Below are 18,870 nucleotides of genomic sequence, written 5' to 3'. Positions count from 1 at the left end.
CGATTCCGCTATACTGATAGCAAAACTAGACGTCCAAGGAGAGATTATTTCAATGGTTCAAATATCTTCTCTTAAGCAGCGATTCATCCAGCAATTCGGCGGAGACGGCTCCGGCATTTCCGTATTTCAAGCGCCGGGTCGCGTGAATCTGATCGGCGAACACACGGATTACAACGGCGGCGCGGTGTTCCCAGCGGCGCTCACGTTCGGCACGACCTTGCTCATCGCCCCTCGGGATGACGACAAGCTCGGCTTTGCTTCGACGAATTTTCCGCAATCGAAGGTCGTATCCGCCGACGTGTCGTTCGAAGAGGACGACTGGACGAATTATCCCAAAGGCATCGTATGGGAGCTGGCGCAGCAAGGAATCGGCCTGAGCCAGGGGTATAACTTCCTGTATCACGGCGAAATTCCGAACGGCTCCGGGTTGTCCTCTTCCGCATCGGTCGAGGTCGTAACGGCATTCGCTTTGTTAACGCTGGAAGGCCAACCGACGGATACGGTGCAAATCGCTCGCTGGTCGCAGCATGCGGAGAATGAATTCGTAGGCGTCAAATGCGGCATCATGGACCAGTTCGCAGTTGCTAACGGCCGCAAAGATCATGCGATTTTACTAGACTGCGATACGTTGAAATATACGCTCGTGCCTTTCCGCTCCGGCGAATACAAGATCGTTATCGGTAATACGAACAAGCGCCGTGGTTTAGTCGACTCCAAGTACAACGAGCGCCGTTCCGAATGCGATCAAGCGGTGAGCGATCTGCAAACGGTGTTCCCGGAGCTTACGTTGCTCGGTCAATTGACGCCGTCTCAATTCAACGTGAACGACCATTTAATCAAGAACGATACGGTTCGTCGCCGCGCGCGCCACGTCATCGAGGAAATCGATCGCGTCCAGCAATCGATGGTCGTATTAAGCAAAGACGATTTGGCGGCATTCGGCGTCCTTATGAATGCATCCCACGATTCGCTCCGCGACCTTTACGAAGTAACCGGCAACGAATTGGATGCGATGGTAGCAGCGGCTCGCAAAGTTCCGGGCGTGCTCGGATCGCGGATGACGGGCGCAGGCTTCGGCGGTTGCACCGTGTCGCTCGTACATCAGGATGCGGTCGAGCGGTTCATCTCGGAAGTGGGCTCGGAGTATGAGTCCGAAACGGGATTAAAAGCCGACTTCTACGTATGCGACATCGGCGACGGAGTACGCGAAATAACGGGGGAGGCGTAAGCCATGGCGGTACTTGTAACGGGTGGCGCGGGTTATATCGGGTCGCACGCGGTTGCGGCTTTGTTGGAAAAGGGTGAGCAGGTCGTCGTAGTCGATAACCTGCAGCAAGGACACAAGGAAGCGGTGCTCGGCGGCAAGCTGTACGTCGGCGATTTACGCGACGCGGAATTCATGGCGAAAGTGTTCGCGGAGAACGACATCGACGGCGTCATCCATTTTGCGGCGAACTCGCTCGTCGGCGAGAGCATGCAGGACCCGGCCAAATATTATCACAATAACGTTTACGGCACGTTGTGCCTGCTCGAGCAGATGAATAAAGCCGGCGTAAAATCGATCGTCTTCTCTTCCACGGCGGCAACCTACGGCGAACCGGAACGCGTGCCGATCGGCGAATTCGACCGGACGCTGCCGACGAACACGTATGGGGAGACGAAGCTCGCGATGGAGCGAATGATTCGTTGGTTCGACGTCGCCCACGGCATTAAGTTCGTATCGCTGCGCTACTTCAATGCGGCCGGCGCCCATGAAGGCGGACAAATCGGCGAAGACCATAGTCCCGAGTCCCATCTCGTGCCGCTCGTGCTGCAAGTCGCGCTCGGTCAACGCCCTCATATTTCGGTATTCGGCGACGATTATCCGACGGAAGACGGTTCGTGCATTCGCGATTACATTCATGTCAGCGACTTGGCGGACGCGCATCTGCTAGCGCTCGACCGGCTGCGGCAGGGCGGAGAGAGTAACATTTACAACCTTGGCAACGGGCAAGGTTATTCCGTTAAGCAAGTGATCGAGGTTTCGCGCCAAGTGACGGGGCATGCCATTCCCGCGAAGATCGAACCGCGTCGCGCGGGCGATCCGGCGACGCTCGTCGCCTCATCGGATCGGGCGAGACTTGAGCTTGGCTGGACGCCAAAGCACGATCGCTTGGAGGACATAATCGCTAGCGCGTGGCAATGGCACAGCCGGAATCCGAAAGGCTACGGCGGCCGCTAAGGAGGAACGAAATGTCGCTTACGACCGGAATGCACATCGAGAGACTAGTCTCCTTTGCGCTGAAGCATGGACTCATAGATGCTATGGACACGGAATCCGCGCGCAACGCGCTGCTCGATTTGTTCGGACTTGCGGAGCCCGAAGCCCGCTATACCGTCGAAATAGAAGCGCTACCGGATAGCCCGGTTCCGCTGCTTGAGCCTTTATTAGACGAGGCGGCCGCCAAAGGGCTGCTTCAAGATAACTTGCTGGCTTACCGCGATTTGTTCGACGCGCGTATTATGGGACTGCTTATGCCGCGACCTTCGGAGACGAACCGTCTTTTCCGTAATCTCGCCGCCGAGCGCGGGATCGCCGGCGCGACCGACTGGTTTTACCGAATGAACATCGACGTTAATTACATTCGGATGGACCGAATCCGCAAGAACGGCTATTGGAAACACGAAACTCCTTTCGGCAATATTGAAATTACGATCAATCTTTCGAAGCCGGAAAAAGACCCGAAGGAAATCGCGCTGCTCAAAACGATGCCTCAAGCCCATTACCCTAAATGCTTGCTATGCAAGGACAACGTAGGCTATGCCGGCCGGATCGATCATCCCGCGCGTCAAAACTTGCGCGTTCTGCCGATGACGTTGCAAGGCGAACCTTGGTTTTTCCAGTATTCGCCTTACGTGTACTACAACGAACATTGTATCGTTTTCAAGGGCGAGCATGAGCCGATGGTTATTTCGCCTACGACTTTCGAGCGCTTGCTTGATTTCGTCGAACAGTTCCCGCATTACTTCGTCGGATCCAATGCGGATTTGCCGATCGTAGGCGGATCGATTTTGAACCATGATCATTTCCAGGGCGGGCGCCACGTGTTTCCGATGGAGACGGCGAACGTCACCGAGTGGAGAGCATGCGCTTCGGAACCGGAAGTGCGGATCGGAATCGTAGAGTGGCCGATGTCGGTGCTGCGGCTCCGTTCGACCGATCGGAAAGCGCTAATGCGCATGGCAACGGACATCCTGGCGAAGTGGAGAAGCTACAGCGATCCGCAAGCGGACATCTTCGCGTTCAGCGAAGCCGGCGGCGATCGCGTTCCGCACAACACGATTACCCCGATCGCGCGTTGCAAGGACGACGGCACCTACGAACTGGACTTGGTGCTGCGCAACAACCGTACGAGCGACGCGCATCCGGACGGTATTTTCCACCCGCATCGGGAACTTCATCACATTAAGCGCGAAAATATCGGTCTGATCGAGGTTATGGGATTAGCCGTCCTTCCGGGACGCCTGCAGGGCGAGCTCGCGCAAATTGCCGAGTTGCTTACGGGAGCGGCAACGTATGATGCTTCGTCGCTTGAAGGCTCGGATCATCCGCTTCGCTTGCATGCCCGTTGGATCGGCGAGCTCGTCGCCAAGCACGGAACTTCGCATACCGCCGATAACGCGCAGCGCGTGCTTCAAGAAGCCGTCGGCGATAAATTCGCCGCGGTGCTGAAGGACGCAGGCGTATACAAGACGGATGCGGCGGGACGCGAGTCTTTCAAACGCTTCTTAACGGCGTCCGGTATAATTTGATACAATAGGTTGGAATCTTGTCGTAGGGGAGCGCTTGGACAAATGTCGGTAGCAACGATTAAAGTTATTCAGCACGAACAATGGGGCCGGTGCGTATCGCTGTCGAACGATAGCGTGGAATTGCTGGCAACGTTGGACTTCGGGCCGCGCATTATTCACCTGTCTTCTCAAGGCGGATCCAACTTGTTCTTGGAAGACAAGGCGGACGCATTGACGAACGAAGGCGATGCTTTCGATTCCGTCGGAGGCGGCAAATGGCATATTTACGGCGGTCACCGCCTATGGACGAGCCCGGAGCGCATACCGCGCACGACGTATCCGGACAATGAACCGGTCGAGTGGGCCCAAGCCGGAGACAGTGGAATCGTGCTGCGTCCTTCGGAAGAGCGTTGGAATCAAATCGCCAAAGAAATCGAAATCCAATTGGACGGTTCGGGAGGCGGACTTACGGTAACGCACCGGGTAACGAACAAAGGCGCTTGGCCAATCACTTTCGCGCCGTGGGCGCTGTCCGTTATGGGAGCGGGCGGCAGAGCCGTCGTGCCGATGAGCGGCACGAATACGGGCTTGCTGCCGAATCGCCGGTTTATCCTGTGGCCGTATGCCCGCTTGAACGATCCGCGGATTGTATTCACGGAATCGGAGCTCGTCGTTAACCAAGGCGAAGGACCGACACCTTATAAATTCGGCAGCGATAACGAAGCCGGATGGGCGGCGTACAGCAACCACGGCGATACGTTCATTAAACGTTATAACCCTGTCGTGGGTGGAACGTATCCGGACTTCGGCGTATCGTTCGAGCTGTACACGAACAGTCTCATGCTAGAGCTCGAGACGCTCGGCGAACTGCAAGAGGTAGAATCCGGCGCGACCGCGACGCACGTGGAGACGTGGCAGGTCGTGAAGGGCTTGGACTTGAAGCAAGGCACCGAGCAACAAGCGGTCGCGAAGCTTCAGCCTTACGTAGCCAAATAACCGATGCAAAAAAAAGAAACCTCCGACCGTTACGGTCGGAGGTTTTTTGCGAATTAAGCGCACGCGGTGGCTCTAAATGCGATTGTGGTACGTCTATCGGCGAAATAAGCACACGCGGTGGCTCTAAATGCGATTGTGGTACGTCTATCGGCGAAATAAGCACACGCGGTGTGTCTATCATCGAATTAAGCACACATGACTTTAATGCATTTGTCCTGCGCGATTTAGCCCCGCAGCTTGCCGAGCTCGGAGACGAGCGCTTCCACTTCGCTAATGCTGAAGCGGTCTTTGGAGTTAACCATATCGTAAATATCTTTAAGGTCTTCGTATTTCTCGACGGCAAAGCTGGATGCTTGCATCGCCGCGCCTGTCGCCATGCGGAGCTTCGTTTTGATCGCTTCGATCATATATTCTACGTTTTGTTGACTAGGTACGTTAAGGTCCATCTTCGTAACTTCCTCTCCGGTAAATAGGGATGCTGACATTGTATCATAGAGTGACGCGGGCCCGCCATGAAGAGGATGAACCGCTTGCCGCGCGGTAGCAATCCGCCAGCGGGAATGGTAACCTGTATTTATCTTGCAAGGATGAAGGAAGAGAGTGTTATGACCGATCGGATGACGCATGCGGCAGGGCGGGTCGACGCTGCCGGCGTCGCGGATTTCATGGGGCGGATCGGCCGCAATCATTCGTTGACCGGGCTCGCTTTCGTGTGCATAGGCACGGACCGTTCCACCGGAGACAGCTTGGGACCGATCGTAGGCACGATGCTGGAGGAACGGGGCATTAACAACGTCATCGGAACGCTGCGCGAGCCATGCGACGCGGACCGGTTGCCGCTGCTAGCCGAGAGATTCGCGATCGAAGCGGCGGAAGGTCTGATCCATATCGCGATAGACGCTTGCCTGGGTCGTCCCGAGAGCGTCGGCGCGTATCTTGTCTCAAGCGGGCCGCTCGTACCGGCGCAATCCGTAGGCAGAGGGTTTCCGCCGATCGGAGCCTACAGCATCGCGGCAATCGTAAACGCGACAAGTCCGAAGCCGTACTGGACGTTGCAGACGACGTCCTTGAATCGGGTAATCGGGATGGCTAAGGAAATCGCGGATGCCATAACGACAATCAAAACGCATTTATAAAACAAAGGATGTGCGCGATCATGTTCGTCAAAGAAACCGGGAGCGGCGTGCCGCTCGTATTGCTGCATGGATTTTGCGGAAGCCATCGTTATTGGGACGAAGTCGTGCCGATCCTCGCACAGCGTTATCGCGTCATTACGCCGGATTTGCGAGGACATGGCGATTCGGCCGCATCCGATGGCGCTTACGCCATGGAAATGCTAGCGGAGGATACGGTGCAATTATTGGATAGCCTTGGCGTAGCGAAAACGTTCCTGTTCGGTCACTCCTTGGGCGGTTATGCGACGTTGGCGTTCGCCGAACGGTACGCGCAGAGGCTCATCGGCTTCGGATTAGTCCATTCGACTTCGTATCCGGACACGGAAGAGGCCAAAGCAAACCGGGACAAAGCGGCTGACGCCATAGGCAAAGACGGCATCGAGCCGTTCGTGAACGGGCTCATTCCGAAGCTGTTCGCGCCGGAGCATCGAAGCGAGCAGAACGCGAGCGTCAAGAAGGCGCTCGAAATCGGCTACGGAACTTCGCCGCAAGGGGCGATCGGTTGCGCGTTAGGCATGCGGGACAGACCGGACCGCACGACCGTGCTCGAGACAACGGAGGTGCCGGTACTCCTTCTTGCCGGCGAGGAAGATGAAGTCATTCCCGCGGATAGAAGATTCCCGGCGTCCGGCGCCACCATAACGCCGGTTACGCTATCGAACGTGGGCCACATGGGCATGATGGAGCATCCGAAAGCATTCGCCGAAGCGATCGTATCTTTCGTTCAAGGGACGGGGAACTGAAGATGCTGGAAAGAGATTATTTGATGCGATTGATTTCGCAGGCTGCGTCGGTACTCGGCCGATCGATGGGCTTAAGGGAGCATATGAAGCAGCAAGAAGCGCTCGAGATGATCGATGAGTTCCTTAGCAAGGAGCTGCGACTTCGATCTCGGTTGGCTATGGGGTTAACGGACGAACAATTGCTGCAAATGCTGACCGTCGGCGGCGTTCCGAACGCGGAATCGGTTGCGGTAATCGCCGCTTGTCTGCAAGAGGAAGCGATTTTGCTGGCCGATCTCGGCCAAGCCGATCAAGCGATTCCGCGTTATGCGAAGGCGCTTAGATTGAATTTGTACTTGCTGCGGGAAAACGTAGAGATCGAAGGCTGGAATCTCGGAGCCCGAGCGGAGGAGTTGCTGGAGGCTCTGTCTCCTTATCGGCTCGACGTCGAGACGAAGCGTGCCATCTGGTCATGGCACGAATCGAACGCCAGCTTCGCGGACGCGGAGGATTTGTTGTACGAGTTATTCGAGGAAACGGGCGTCACTGCCCGAGAAGGCGAAGAATTTTATGCGCGGTTATCCGCCATTCCGGACGATGGCTTAATTGCCGGGGGCATGCCGCGGAACGAATTAGAGGAAGGGCGCAGGCAATGGCAGGCGCTGGTGAAGGAGAATATCGGATGAATGACATAAAGACGAGCGCAAGCCGTACTCGTTCGGCGGAATGGGAAGACTTCCTGGACGAGCTTGTTTCCGAAGGCAAGCTGTTGCAGGCTTCGTTCAGCGGTCCGCGCGACAAAAGCCTCGAACGATCCCGCAAGCTGACGGTTCGCCCGATCAAGCTGAAGAACGGCTTGTTTTATCAATTCGAAAGTCAGTTGAACAACAAGGCGTATCACGATAACGTCCCCGCGGAGCGCCTTAAGGAGCAACTCCAAGCCGCTATGTCGCAGTATAAGCAAGCGTTGATCAAGACGCCGGATGCCGACGTTCAAGTGCTCGCGAACAAGAAGGGGGCATTGTCCCTTCTCGCTAACAAACCAACGGCAAAGGCGACGGAAGGGCCCCTCGCGCATAACCGCAGCAAATCTTACGTCATTCCGGATGGCGAACCGGTCGCGTTCCTGATTGCCCTGGGCGTCATGACGCAGGACGGCAAAGTCGTTAAAGCCAAGTACGATAAGTTTCGGCAGATCAACCGGTTTCTCGAAATGGTGTCCGACGTAATCCCGGAATTGCCTAAGGGCAAGGAGCTAACGATCGTCGATTTCGGCTGCGGCAAGTCGTATTTAACGTTCGCGCTGTACTACCTCTTGGCGATCAAGGAGCAGTTGCCCGTTCGCATCATAGGTCTGGACCTGAAAGAAGACGTAATCGCGGATTGCGCCAAACTAGCCGAACGTCTTCAATGGGACAAGCTTGCGTTCTCCGTGGGCGATATTTCGAAGTACGAAGGGTTGGACAGCGTAGACATGGTCGTGACGCTTCATGCTTGCGACACTGCAACCGATGCCGCGCTGCTTAAAGCGATCGGCTGGAACGCGAGCGTAATTTTATCCGTGCCTTGTTGCCAGCATGAGTTGTTCCGCCAGTTGTCTCAGCCGCTGCTGAAGCCGCTCTTGAAGCACGGCATTCTCAAAGAGCGGTTCGCCGCGCTCGTTACCGATGCCGTCCGCGCGAACCTCTTGGAAGTCGCCGGGTATCGTACCCAGTTGCTTGAATTCATCGACATGGAGCATACGCCTAAAAACATCCTCATCCGAGCGGTCAAAGGTCGTAAAACGGATTCCGCGGAATCGATTCAAGAATATAGAGCATTTAAAGAATTATTGGGAATAACCCCTTTCATGGAAGAGTTATTGAAATAAATAAGGCTATTGATCCATACAACAAGGCGAAAAGTCCCGAAAAAACGATAAAATTCGCATAAATTAATGGCTAAAACTGGAATCTACGCTGTCGCAATATAGCGCGATATGGTAAAATTGGGCTTGTATTCACATTACGGTTGATGGAAGAGTGAATGCCTTGGCGTTTATTAGGCCCGACTTTATTTTATTCGCGTTTTTGTTTTGCCTATTCGTCGGCGTTATCGCGTTTAATCGTATTACGTCGACGCACAAAGTATATTTGGCCTTCCATTTTATTATGATGATGTGGCCGCTCGGCCAATTTTCCGTCAGAATGACGGATATTCCCGAGTATCAGCTTTTCTTTATCAATATGTCCTTCGTCGCGATGGGCATGCTCGGACCCGGCTGGTTGGTTTTCGTGTTTTTCCTGACAGGAAGAGGCTCTCAGTTGAAGCCTAGCAAGTTGTTGCTCTACATTTCCCCTTCGATCTTATGCATTATCGTTTCCATGTGGAATCCGGACCATATTTTCATGTCGCCGGTGAGCGGCAGCTATCTGGAACGAATGTACGGACCGATGTTCTGGTTGTTAGTCCTCGTGCAGTTCGCCTATTTCTTTACCGCGCTCATGAATATGTTCCAGGCGATGAAGGCTGTGACCGCGGTCTATCAGCGCAAGCAGCTGGCTTTGGCGCTGATCGGGATGTTCGTGCTCACGGGCTTCGGCTTGCTCGACGTGCTCGTCAATGTGCTTCTAGATCGTTGGTTGCCCGTCGTGCCGGGGTTGACGGCATCCGGTATTTTGCTGTCGGATTTGTGCTTCGTCATCGCGATTTACCGTTTCGGCATGCTCGATCTTCTCAGCATGGCGCAGCGGGATTTAATCGAACATATGACGACGGGCATTATCGTAATCGACGACAACTGCAAAGTGCTCGAAATCAATCGGGGCGTATCTCCGTTCGTCCAGACATCCAAAGGCGAAGTGTTCGAGATGGACAAGTTTCTGTCGCCGATGCAAACGCAAGGCGAAGTATACGAATTTCTGTATCGCTATAACCATCATCCATACGAAAGAATTCAAATGGAATATGCGATCCAGGACGCTGCCGGCAGGCACGTGTCGATTCAAATTTCGCCGATATTGGACGAGCGCAAGTCGTTGCTCGGACGCATGATTACGTTCCACGACGTTTCGGAGCTACGCAAGCTAGTCGATGAGATGAACCGCAAGAACGAGGCGCTGCACGAGCGGAACTTGGAGCTGATCACGATTCAAGAGGAGCTGTTCCGGGTCAATACGAAGCTGGAGCAGATGGCGATTACGGACGTTCTTACGGGATGCTATAACCGAAGGTATTTATTGCAGCAGATGGAGCACGAAGTACTGCTCAACGTTCGTTATCAAATCCCGTTCTCGGTATTTTTGTTCGATATCGATTTCTTCAAGCAAATCAACGATCGCCATGGGCATTTGGTCGGTGACGAAGTGCTCCGAAGCATCGCCGATATTGTACGCTCGAAGCTTCGCAGGACGGATATATTGGCTAGATATGGCGGCGAAGAGTTCACGGTCTATTTGCCGCATACGAATCGCGAACAGGCGGAGCTTTTGGCCGACCGGATCATGCATGCGGTAAGCTCGAACATAGTTATGGCTGGAGATGAGCAGGTACAAGTGACGATCAGCATGGGCGTCGTCTCCGAATATAGCGAAGAAGTCAGTATCGAAGACCCGAAAGAGTACTTACGAGATCTGTTCAGTCGGGTGGACGCGGCACTGTACAAAGCCAAAAACGAAGGTCGAAATCGCGTAGTAACTGCCTATTAATACCAGCGCGAAAAATAGCGTTTTTTTAGAAATAATAGTTACTTAGGTCTCGCAATTGTGTTACAATCATTTCCAAGATATAAGCGATAGAAGTGGCTACGATAATGGCAAACTTGCTGAAAGGCAAGGACGCAAAGCTACAGGGTCTAATGTTCGCGAGAACGATGACAGCCTGGCTGCCGATGAGTCCCGTACGCGGGGATTATTAGGTATATCAGGCAGCTTCCCTTACGGAGGCCGCCTTTTTTTTAGATCGAAACGAGATTCTGCGGAATCGGAGAGGTGGTTAGCGGATGTCTCAAGCTGAAAATTCGAAACCGGTAGCAGCGGATGATAGAGATCTTCTGCCCTTAAACGTACTGTTACACTGCCGGACCGTCGTAGAGAGCGCGAACGTCGTCACGACGGGCGTAATGACTCACGTCGAAGGCGAGCTGTTCGAAGTCGAATTGCACGATTTCGAACAATTCGAATTGGGCGAGACGGTTAAGATTACCGTTTATTCTCCAGCAGGATTGCAGTCCATCCAGTCCATCGTATTCGCAAAATACGAAGGCGCGATCGCGCTGCTCCAACCGCCGAATTTGCAAAAGCGATTCAAGGAAAGACGCGAGCATCCGCGCATCTCGATTAACGGCAACGCGCAAGTGTTTAGCGCCGTAGCGGAGACGGGCGAGGAAATTCGGTTGGAACAACCGCTAGAGCTCACGGTTCATGACATCAGCCTTTCCGGTATCGGATTCTCGGGACCGGATGCAACTCAAATTAACCGCAACATGAAGCTTAAGGCGATTGTGGAAATCGGCTTCGGCTTCAGCTGCGAGCTAGAAATCATTCGTCGCGAGAGACAGGAAGACAAAGTGCTTCTCGGGGCGAAAATGCACGTTATAGAGCCGGATATGATGCGTCCGCTCAGGGCGATGATCTTGCGGCATCAAGTGGAAAAGCATGCGGAGCTTCGCCGGGAATCTCAGAAAAAACGGTTCATTAAGTGACGAACGGTCGATTGGCATCGCTATAATAAGGAACGAAAGGCCCCTAGCGGGCCTTTTTTTAATTGATTGCGCACCTTAACCTAGAGGAATAACGTCTATTCTTAAGACTAGAGAGCAAGGTTACTCGGAGGGATAGCGTGAGAAAGTCGCGTTTGGAGGACGGAATACGGGGACTGCAGCGGCTAGCCGCGCCCCTTGGATTCGGGTTCGTCGTTATTACGCTCGGCTGGGCGGCTTATCGGTCAGGGTTATTTTTCGATAGCGATCTTTACGGTCTCGCGCGAATGCTATTCATCGGCGGGTTATTGTGGGCCTTGTTCGTACCGATCAGGGGAAGAACGTTGGACGTTATGCCGGGGATGATTTTCCCGCTTAGTTTATCCGCGCTATATGCCTTAACGCTGCTGGCTAATCCGGTTTCCGTTCAAGGATCGACGGACGCCGCGCTTCGCTGGTTAGCTTATGCGTGCTGGGCAATGCTGCTGGCGGCGATCTGGCGCAAGGAAAGCAACCGTCAATGGGGCAAGGCGGCTATTCAAGCGACGGGTGTATTCGTGCTTGTCAGCGGTTGGTTAGGCTGGTTCGGCGCGTACGCGCATCCCGAAATCGTGCTCAGGTTCAACGATCCCGAGCTTTCGGCTACGGGAACGCGGCTCGCGGGCTTCTTTCAATATCCGAACGCGTACGGCGCCCTATTGGCGACGTTCCTGCTCATGCAGCTGCAAGCTTGGACCGCCGTTGACAGTAAGCGTTGGCAAAGCCGGCTTGCCGCTTGGACTGCCGTTTTTTATGGCGGGGCCTTACTGCTAACCGAGTCGCGAGGCGCGTATGCCGCGTTGGTGCTCGGACTTGCGATAGCATTCGGGAGCGCGAAGGCTGGCAGCCGGGTCAAATGGGTGCTTGCCGTAAGCATGACCGCCGCGGGCTCCACGCTGCTGGCGCTTCTCGCGTGGCACTGGATGCCGTCGGCGGAAGGCGGGGGAGCACATCCATCCTGTGCAGGAATGGTCGGGGTAACGGTATGCGGTTTATTAGGCGGAGCAGCGTTCGCACGCGTACGCGGAAGGCTTACAGCCGGTGAAGGAAAGGCTGCCAAAGGACCATTGCCGAGATGGCTTCCATGGGCGACATCGCTGATCGGAGCCGCTGCTTTATGCTGGCTTTGGATAAGCTCGGAAGGCGAACGGCTGTCCGGCCATTTCCAGACGGCTGCGTCTCGCTGGTTGTTCTATAAGGACGCGTGGGGGATGTTTTTGGATCGGCCGTGGTTGGGTTTTGGCGGGGATAGCTGGCGCGAAATGCTTGGCTTGTATCAGAGCGAGCCTTACGTCGGAAACGAAGTCCATAGCGGCTATCTATCGTTGATACTGGACACTGGCATCGTTGGCTTGGCGTTAATGCTCGTCATGTTCGGGTTTGGTGTGCGAACGTTATGGCGCAAAGAGAAGGCGGCGATCGCGCCGGCTGCTTTATTGCTTGTCCATGCGCTGATCGATTTCGATTGGTCCTATGCGTTCGTCTGGTTATTGTTGATCGCATGGTTTCAAGTTCATGCGGGTGGCAGGGGGAATGCGAGAGATGCGGGAGCTGTGGGCCATTCGATAGATGCGAGCCATACGTGGAGTACAGCCGGTGTGTTGGTGCCAAGGAAGATGCGCAGCCCCGGCGTCTGGACTCGGCGCCTAGGCTGCGCATGCTTGCCCGCGCTGCTGGCCGCAGGCGCGGCGGCAGGGCTGTGGGCGGCGTCGCGATCGGACGCCGCCGCCACCGCGTACGGCAATGCCGCGATCGCGGCATCGCCGGAAGCACGCGCCGCGCATCTGCGCGCGGCGCTTGAAGCGAATCCGGCCTATGCCGGGATTCGCCTGGGGCTCGCGCCGCTCCTGCCGTTGCGGGAGCGGGCGAGCCTGCTGGCGGCGGGACTGCGGTATGAGCCGCAGTCCGCGCCGCTGCACTTGCAGCTCGGCATAGCTTATGCCGAGCTGGGAGACGTCGCGCAAGCAAGCGATAGCTTGCGCGAGGCGGTGCGGCTGGATCGTTTCAGCCGCGAAGGGCAGACCGCCGCGCTCGCGGCGATGGCGAACCTGGCGGCATTCCGCCAGGAAGCCGGCGACGCTAACGCGGCCAACGAAGCCGCGGCCGCCGGGGCGGCGTTCTACGCGCGCTATCGCGAGCTCGCCCGGCAAGTCGCCGCAATGAAGCATCCGGCGAACGACCGGCAATTCGCGCTCACGATCGCCGCGAATTTTCATGCCGCCAGATGCCTGCTGATTTTGAACAGACGCGATGAAGCCGACGTGTTGCTCCGAGAAATCGTCCGCCTCGACGACGGCGACTGGCGGGAGAGGGCGCTTAAGCTTTTGGACGAATAAATGGATGGGCGGATAGGAGATTGTCCGTAGTGGCTTGTCGCTGAATCACATACATTGAAGCAAATAGCGACAAGGAGTGATTCCATGGCCGTCAAACGTCCAAAGCCGCCCATGCCCGATTCCGGCAAATCCCGAATCGTCCGACCGGCTTTTTCGCTCGTTTGTCCAGAGGCGGCACGCTTGTCTCGACCGCGGATTTCGACCGCTTCGGCGTTGCCCGGTTTAATAATATCGGAACGTTAACGACGATCTCGTATACGCTTCGCCTGTTCAGCCCGGCGGGCGTGTTGTTCCGTACGCGGACGATTCCGGCCGGCGTCGAAACGTTCGCGATCATCGGCTAATCGGCTAAACAACGGCAAGAAGGCATCCCTACAAATGTAGGGATGCCTTCTTTACATACGTGAGTCAATTATTTGCTCCAAAGCCTTTTCAGAATGACTGCAGCTTCAGCGCGAGTGAGGAAGCCTTGCGGCTCGAGCTTGCCGTTCGTACCTTGAACGATGCCGGCGCCTACGAGCGCGCTCACGCTATCTCGTGCGTACGGCGATACGGATGCCGCGTCGCTGAATGCTGCCAGCGAATCTGCAACCGGCAATGTTTTGCCGGCGGCTTTCGCTGCGCGTGCTGCGATTACCATCATATCCTGACGAGAAATTTTGCTGTCAGGTAGGAACAGGTTGTCGCCAGTGCCTTGGATAATGCCGAGTTGCTTAGCGATTCGAACCGCGTCGTAATAGTAGTCCGAATCGTTCACATCGTCGAACATCGTTGCCGCTTCATCCGTGCCGCGTAGCTCTAATGCGCGAACGAGCAACAAGAGGAAGTCGGCTCTCTTGATGGAAGCGTTAGGAGCGTAAGTCGTTGCGGAAGTGCCGTTAATGATGCCGTGTGCGGCCATCGCTTCGATCGCTTTTTGTGCCCATGGCACGGAAGCAAGATCTTCAAACGTTTTCACGACGTATGCGACCGCATAGTTGCTGAAGTGCGTCGTTTTGAATTGAACCGTACCGGTCTTCGCATCGTAATGAGCGTTCGTTACCGGAGTAGCTTTGCCATTCCCGTCAATGTACCAAATGACGATATTATCGGGATTGTTCAGTTCCTCCGCCGTCGGCGTGTACGGTACGGATACCGTTACCGGTGCGCTCGGATTGTTCCAAGCGATAACTTTGCCGCCAACCATCGCTTCGAGGTTAAGAACCGGACGGTCGCCGATTTGTTCGCGGATCGCATCGCTAAGCCCTGTCGTAGGGGTATCGGATAAGCGAATTGTCACTTTGTCGGAAGTTCCGACGTCCGTATTAGAGAGCATGTTGCCCGGAAGATCGATCGTGCCGTTCTCCGTCTTGATCGAGAGTACGGTTGAATTCGAATCCTTCAGGTTAGCAACCGGAATTTGTACTCCGTAAGCCGTTGCGCCTGCCTGGGCAGGAACCTCTAAAGTAACTTGCTTTTTGCCGTCTGCATTTGCAGGGGCTTGTTGCAACGCCGACGTCAGCATGTCTTTCGATACGTTAGCGGTAGAGACGCCATTCTCCGTTGTGACGACTGTCTTAATGGTCACTTGGCCTTCTTTCGTCTCTATCGTGGTTCCGCCAACGATTGGCGTTGCATCGCCACCACCGCCACCGCTAGTCGACCCTGCGGCCGCAAGCTGCAACGTACCGATCTTGAATAGATCCTGATAAGCCGTTCCGGTAGCGTCATTCCAAGCGAACGCGCCAATGCGCACACCGGCTTTCGCGTCGTTTACCTGAACGTCAAAGCCCATCTGAGTGCCAACCGCAGGCGTAATCTGAATAAACGGAATCTTCATCTCGACAGTGTAGGTGTACGTTGCCTCGTTAACGGATGTCGCTGAGGTCACCGTTGTCGATTTGCCCTGATTGTCCGTCATGCCCGCGTCTACCGACGCAAAGCCGTCATACCGAACGCGGTAATGCCCGGAAGCGTTCGAGTACATGGCGGTGGAGCCGTTCGTCAGGTCTACAACCACTTCGACTGAATCCTGCTCCCAAGGGTTTGCGTTCCCTTTGTCCAACGGTTCGGACGGATCTTTGGTCACCTGCGCGAATACGTACAGGTTCGCGTCGTCCCACAACATGCGAGCGGTAGCTGCCGGCATAATTGTGCCTGCTTTCGTGTTACCTGCCTGCGTAACATCGATTGCGATTGGCGATGTTGTATTCCAAATGTCGTCCATCGTACCGTCGACGTTCGGCGTTCCCTTCGCGGCTGTTGAGGTTTTGCCCCCAGCAGGCTTTGTCGGAGCGTGGTAATTCGCAAGGTATCCGACCGGGTCAATCACGGCGTTAAACGAGTCTTTCGGGTACAGTTTGCCGTCGAACAGCAACGGGCTACCGGAAGCCAACCAGCTTGCGGTGTCTGTCAGCCCCCAGAATGTGATGCGCTGAACCGTATCCTTGAAGGCGGGATCGGTATAAACTTGCATCAACCGCGCGTACTGTGCGGCTTGGGCTGTTTTCTGATCCGCAGTCTGCGTTCCGCCCGTGCCAGCGGAGATGTCTAACTCGCTGATAGAGACTTTGACGCCAATATCCTTGAACATCTGGATCGTTTTGCGCGTATTGCTAGGGTTGGTGCCGAGGCCGTTATGCTCTTGCAAGCCGACTCCCTGAATGAGCTGCTTGCCAGGGTGACCCACAGCCCAACGGTCATTGACGTCTTTCACCATGTCGCGAACTGCCGCGGCCTTGTTCTGATCGTCCATGCTATAGTCGTTGTAGTACAACAGGACGTCGTAATTCGGCTCCGCTGCACGGGCGTCCTTGAACGCCTGTTCGACGTAGTTCGCGTCCGTCGCCTTCAGCCATGGGGTGGCTTTCAAATAGCTATGCCAGTCGTTCTTCGGCAGACTGCTATCGCGAACGGTGCCCCCGAACGCTTCGTTGACGACGTCCCACGAGATGATGTTCTGCGTGCTCGCGTTGAACTTGGTGTCAAAATGCGTGAGAACCGCATTGATATAGTCGTTCATGTTCGTATACGCCTGAGCCGCGGTCAGTCCTGGGTTGGACGGAGTCGGGTCGGAGTCGGAGATCTTAGCGTTGTTCAGCCACGGAATCGACTGGCTTTCCCAGACGAGCGTATGCCCATGTATTTTTAGGCCGTTGTCGATCGCGCTCTGGAGCTCCGTGTCCGCTTCGTTAAAGTCCAGATCCGCGACGTTATGCGTAGAGGCGCTTGTACCTTTTAGTGAGTCTGGCTTCGTCGCGTTTTCAGGCGTCACAACGCCGAACTGGGCTTTCAGGACGGACAAGATTGGGTCTTGCATGTAATTTGGGCCGAAGATGCTGCCCATCAAATAACCCGTGTAACGCGGAGTATTCTTAATGCTTGGCAAAGTGAGTACATCCGGGTTAAAGGTTGGTGTTGTTGCACCACTAATACTATTAACAGGAGTTAATGTAGCATCCCCGCTGCTTATAAATCCGCCCGTCGTTTGGTTTTCAAAGTTAGCCGTGTAAACGACAGCATCGTTTGCGTCTCTAACAACAAAGTTGTCGATGTAGTAAGTTATATTCTTAGCATCCGTAGCTCCGCTATCACCGGTTTTAACAAACTGAATATAGGAGCCGCTTGTGGCCGTATAAGTATACGTCTCTGAATAGGAAGTCCAAGCTGGGCTTGCCGCGCTTAAAGCTCCTGTGTTTTTAATCCAGTTGTAGCCGCTAGTTTGTAGAACAATGCCTGCCACATCTTGGTCGGGTGTGTATACGTCATATGAGAAGGTGTAGGCTTTGCCGACCTCCAGGTTCAAGCCGCCTGCCCCTGTGGCTATTTGCGCGCCATCCCACTGGTGCCCGCCTGTGGTTTGAACCTTTAAGAAATAACCAGGTAATCCGGCAGTCAAAGTAGCATCCCCGCTGCTTATAAATCCGCCCGTCGTTTGGTTGTCAAAGTTAGCCGTGTAAACGACAGCATCGCTTGCGTCTTTAACAACAAAGTTGTCGATGTAGTAAGTTATATTCTTTACATCCGTATTTCCTTGATCACCGGTTTTAACAAACTGAATATAGGAGCCGCTTGTGGCCGTATAAGTATATGTCTCTGAATAGGAAGTCCAAGCTGGGCTTGCCGCGCTTAAAGTTCCCGTATTTTTAATCCAGTTGTAGCCGCTAGTTTGTAGAACAATGCCGGCGACGTCTTTGTCAGGTGTGTATACGTCATAGGAGAAGGTGTAGGCTTTGCCGACCTCCAGGTTCAAGCCGCCTGCCCCTGTGGCTATTTGCGCGCCATCCCACTGGTGCCCGCCTGTGGTTTGAACTTTTAAAGCATAAGTTCCGTTCGTACTGGCCGCGCTTGCCTTTTGCGCGATCCCAAACTGCGGCAAAAACAATGCAACCGCAAACACTATCATCAAAAGCTGTTTCAACCGTTTGTTCATCGTGTTACTTCCCCTCCAAAAATATAATAAAGCCTCTCGGCATTAGCCGAGGCTTGCGGAACAAAGGGTATCGGCGCAACGACCAGCAATAGGCTGCAAAGCAGCGCCAAAATCCTTTTTGGACATGTTGGATCCCCCTTAAAAAAGTGTCATCCCATCGGTAAGGCGCTTACACCGGTAAACTAGAAAAGATTCCTCCTTCCATAACCTTCATACTAACGCGAGTTTGAAAGCGCTAACACCGAGCAAACTATAGAATATGCTATAGAAAATAAAGTTTTTTTGGGATACGCTTTCATGCTTGGACAAGGCGTGACATAAAAGAAGATGAAGCGATATTTTTCGCCTCATCCGTTAGAAAAGTATTTTACAAACGCTCTACCCCCCGAAAGCCGCCCGGAACGCGTACCGCAGACGCTCGAGGTCGACGTTCCATAATTGCGCGATTTCTTCGCTCACGTGTTCGTCCCACCAGTCGGCGAGCGCCTTGCGGTTGCTGCGATGTTCCGCGATCCACAGCAGGTTGCCGATCACTTTGCGCACGTACAGTTCCTCGGCTTGCGCGACTAGCGGGGCGGGGATATGCTGTTTCAATCGTTTGACTGTCCGGTACAACTCGTTGCCGCATGCCCTGCGAATGCTTCGCGGGGACGGAAGCGGGGAGGTATGCTTCTCTTGGTGCATTTTCACGCGTGCATCACCATGCCTCTCTTTCGATACCCTATGCGAGGGCGAAGGGAGG

The 18,870-nt window shown here is 54.7% G+C and carries 15 protein-coding genes and 1 riboswitch; of the genes, 12 read left to right on the top strand and 3 right to left on the bottom strand.

The window, feature by feature from the left end:
- Positions 1–52: 52 nt before the first annotated feature.
- The 4 genes from ACFPQ4_RS15705 to ACFPQ4_RS15690 are packed head-to-tail and all read left to right on the top strand — an operon-like array spanning position 53 to position 4,767.
- Positions 53–1,228, top strand: coding sequence for a galactokinase (locus ACFPQ4_RS15705; RefSeq protein WP_378112816.1), 1,176 nt, complete (start codon positions 53–55; stop codon positions 1,226–1,228).
- A 3-nt stretch (positions 1,229–1,231) separates the two neighbouring features.
- The gene (gene galE / locus ACFPQ4_RS15700) at positions 1,232–2,221 is read left to right on the top strand and encodes a UDP-glucose 4-epimerase GalE (protein WP_378112815.1); all 990 of its coding nucleotides are present in this window, start codon (positions 1,232–1,234) and stop codon (positions 2,219–2,221) included.
- Positions 2,222–2,232: 11 nt separating this feature from the next.
- Positions 2,233–3,792 (top strand): UDP-glucose--hexose-1-phosphate uridylyltransferase, encoded by a 1,560-nt coding sequence (locus tag ACFPQ4_RS15695; RefSeq protein ID WP_378112814.1) that lies wholly within the window; start codon positions 2,233–2,235, stop codon positions 3,790–3,792.
- A gap of 42 nt (positions 3,793–3,834) precedes the next feature.
- Entirely contained in the window at positions 3,835–4,767 is a 933-nt protein-coding gene (locus ACFPQ4_RS15690; RefSeq protein WP_378112813.1) for a hypothetical protein, read from the top strand.
- Between the two features lie 224 nt (positions 4,768–4,991).
- Here ACFPQ4_RS15690 and ACFPQ4_RS15685 read toward each other — a convergent pair whose 3' ends face one another.
- Positions 4,992–5,213, bottom strand: coding sequence for a DUF1128 domain-containing protein (locus ACFPQ4_RS15685; RefSeq protein ID WP_378112812.1), 222 nt, complete (start codon positions 5,211–5,213; stop codon positions 4,992–4,994).
- Between the two features lie 159 nt (positions 5,214–5,372).
- Between ACFPQ4_RS15685 and yyaC the strand changes: the two genes are divergently transcribed.
- The 8 genes from yyaC (at position 5,373) to ACFPQ4_RS15645 (ending at position 14,061) form a co-directional block, all read left to right on the top strand.
- Positions 5,373–5,903: a spore protease YyaC gene (gene yyaC / locus ACFPQ4_RS15680; RefSeq protein WP_378112811.1), complete on the top strand. Its 531-nt coding sequence runs from the start codon at positions 5,373–5,375 to the stop codon at positions 5,901–5,903.
- Between the two features lie 20 nt (positions 5,904–5,923).
- Positions 5,924–6,685 (top strand): alpha/beta fold hydrolase, encoded by a 762-nt coding sequence (locus tag ACFPQ4_RS15675; protein ID WP_378112810.1) that lies wholly within the window; start codon positions 5,924–5,926, stop codon positions 6,683–6,685.
- A gap of 2 nt (positions 6,686–6,687) precedes the next feature.
- Positions 6,688–7,350 (top strand): DUF6483 family protein, encoded by a 663-nt coding sequence (locus ACFPQ4_RS15670; RefSeq protein WP_378112809.1) that lies wholly within the window; start codon positions 6,688–6,690, stop codon positions 7,348–7,350.
- Entirely contained in the window at positions 7,347–8,534 is a 1,188-nt protein-coding gene (locus ACFPQ4_RS15665; protein ID WP_378112808.1) for a class I SAM-dependent methyltransferase, read from the top strand. Before ACFPQ4_RS15670 ends, ACFPQ4_RS15665 begins: the two co-directional genes overlap by 4 nt.
- A 160-nt stretch (positions 8,535–8,694) precedes the next feature.
- Positions 8,695–10,350, top strand: coding sequence for a histidine kinase N-terminal 7TM domain-containing diguanylate cyclase (locus ACFPQ4_RS15660; protein ID WP_378112807.1), 1,656 nt, complete (start codon positions 8,695–8,697; stop codon positions 10,348–10,350).
- 96 nt (positions 10,351–10,446) lie between these two features.
- A riboswitch (cyclic di-GMP riboswitch) is annotated at positions 10,447–10,534 on the top strand.
- 109 nt (positions 10,535–10,643) lie between these two features.
- Positions 10,644–11,345 carry a PilZ domain-containing protein gene (locus ACFPQ4_RS15655; protein ID WP_378112806.1) on the top strand — a complete coding sequence of 234 codons (702 nt, stop codon included), beginning with the start codon at positions 10,644–10,646 and terminating at the stop codon, positions 11,343–11,345.
- A gap of 137 nt (positions 11,346–11,482) precedes the next feature.
- A complete protein-coding gene (locus ACFPQ4_RS15650) occupies positions 11,483–13,717 on the top strand; it encodes an O-antigen ligase family protein (RefSeq protein WP_378112805.1) in 2,235 nt (744 codons plus the stop codon).
- A gap of 161 nt (positions 13,718–13,878) precedes the next feature.
- Positions 13,879–14,061, top strand: a complete 183-nt coding sequence (locus ACFPQ4_RS15645) for a hypothetical protein (protein ID WP_378112804.1) — start codon at positions 13,879–13,881, stop codon at positions 14,059–14,061.
- Positions 14,062–14,129: 68 nt separating this feature from the next.
- Here ACFPQ4_RS15645 and ACFPQ4_RS15640 read toward each other — a convergent pair whose 3' ends face one another.
- Positions 14,130–18,128 carry an endo-1,4-beta-xylanase gene (locus ACFPQ4_RS15640; protein WP_378112803.1) on the bottom strand — a complete coding sequence of 1,333 codons (3,999 nt, stop codon included), beginning with the start codon at positions 18,126–18,128 and terminating at the stop codon, positions 14,130–14,132.
- Positions 18,129–18,506: 378 nt separating this feature from the next.
- Positions 18,507–18,812, bottom strand: coding sequence for a dehydrogenase (locus ACFPQ4_RS15635; protein WP_378112909.1), 306 nt, complete (start codon positions 18,810–18,812; stop codon positions 18,507–18,509).
- Positions 18,813–18,870 lie beyond the last annotated feature (58 nt).

Origin of the sequence: Cohnella yongneupensis, assembly GCF_042655785.1 — a bacterium.
In the GTDB taxonomy this organism is placed as follows: domain Bacteria; phylum Bacillota; class Bacilli; order Paenibacillales; family Paenibacillaceae; genus Cohnella; species Cohnella yongneupensis.
This window is presented reverse-complemented; position numbering and strand designations above follow the sequence as displayed.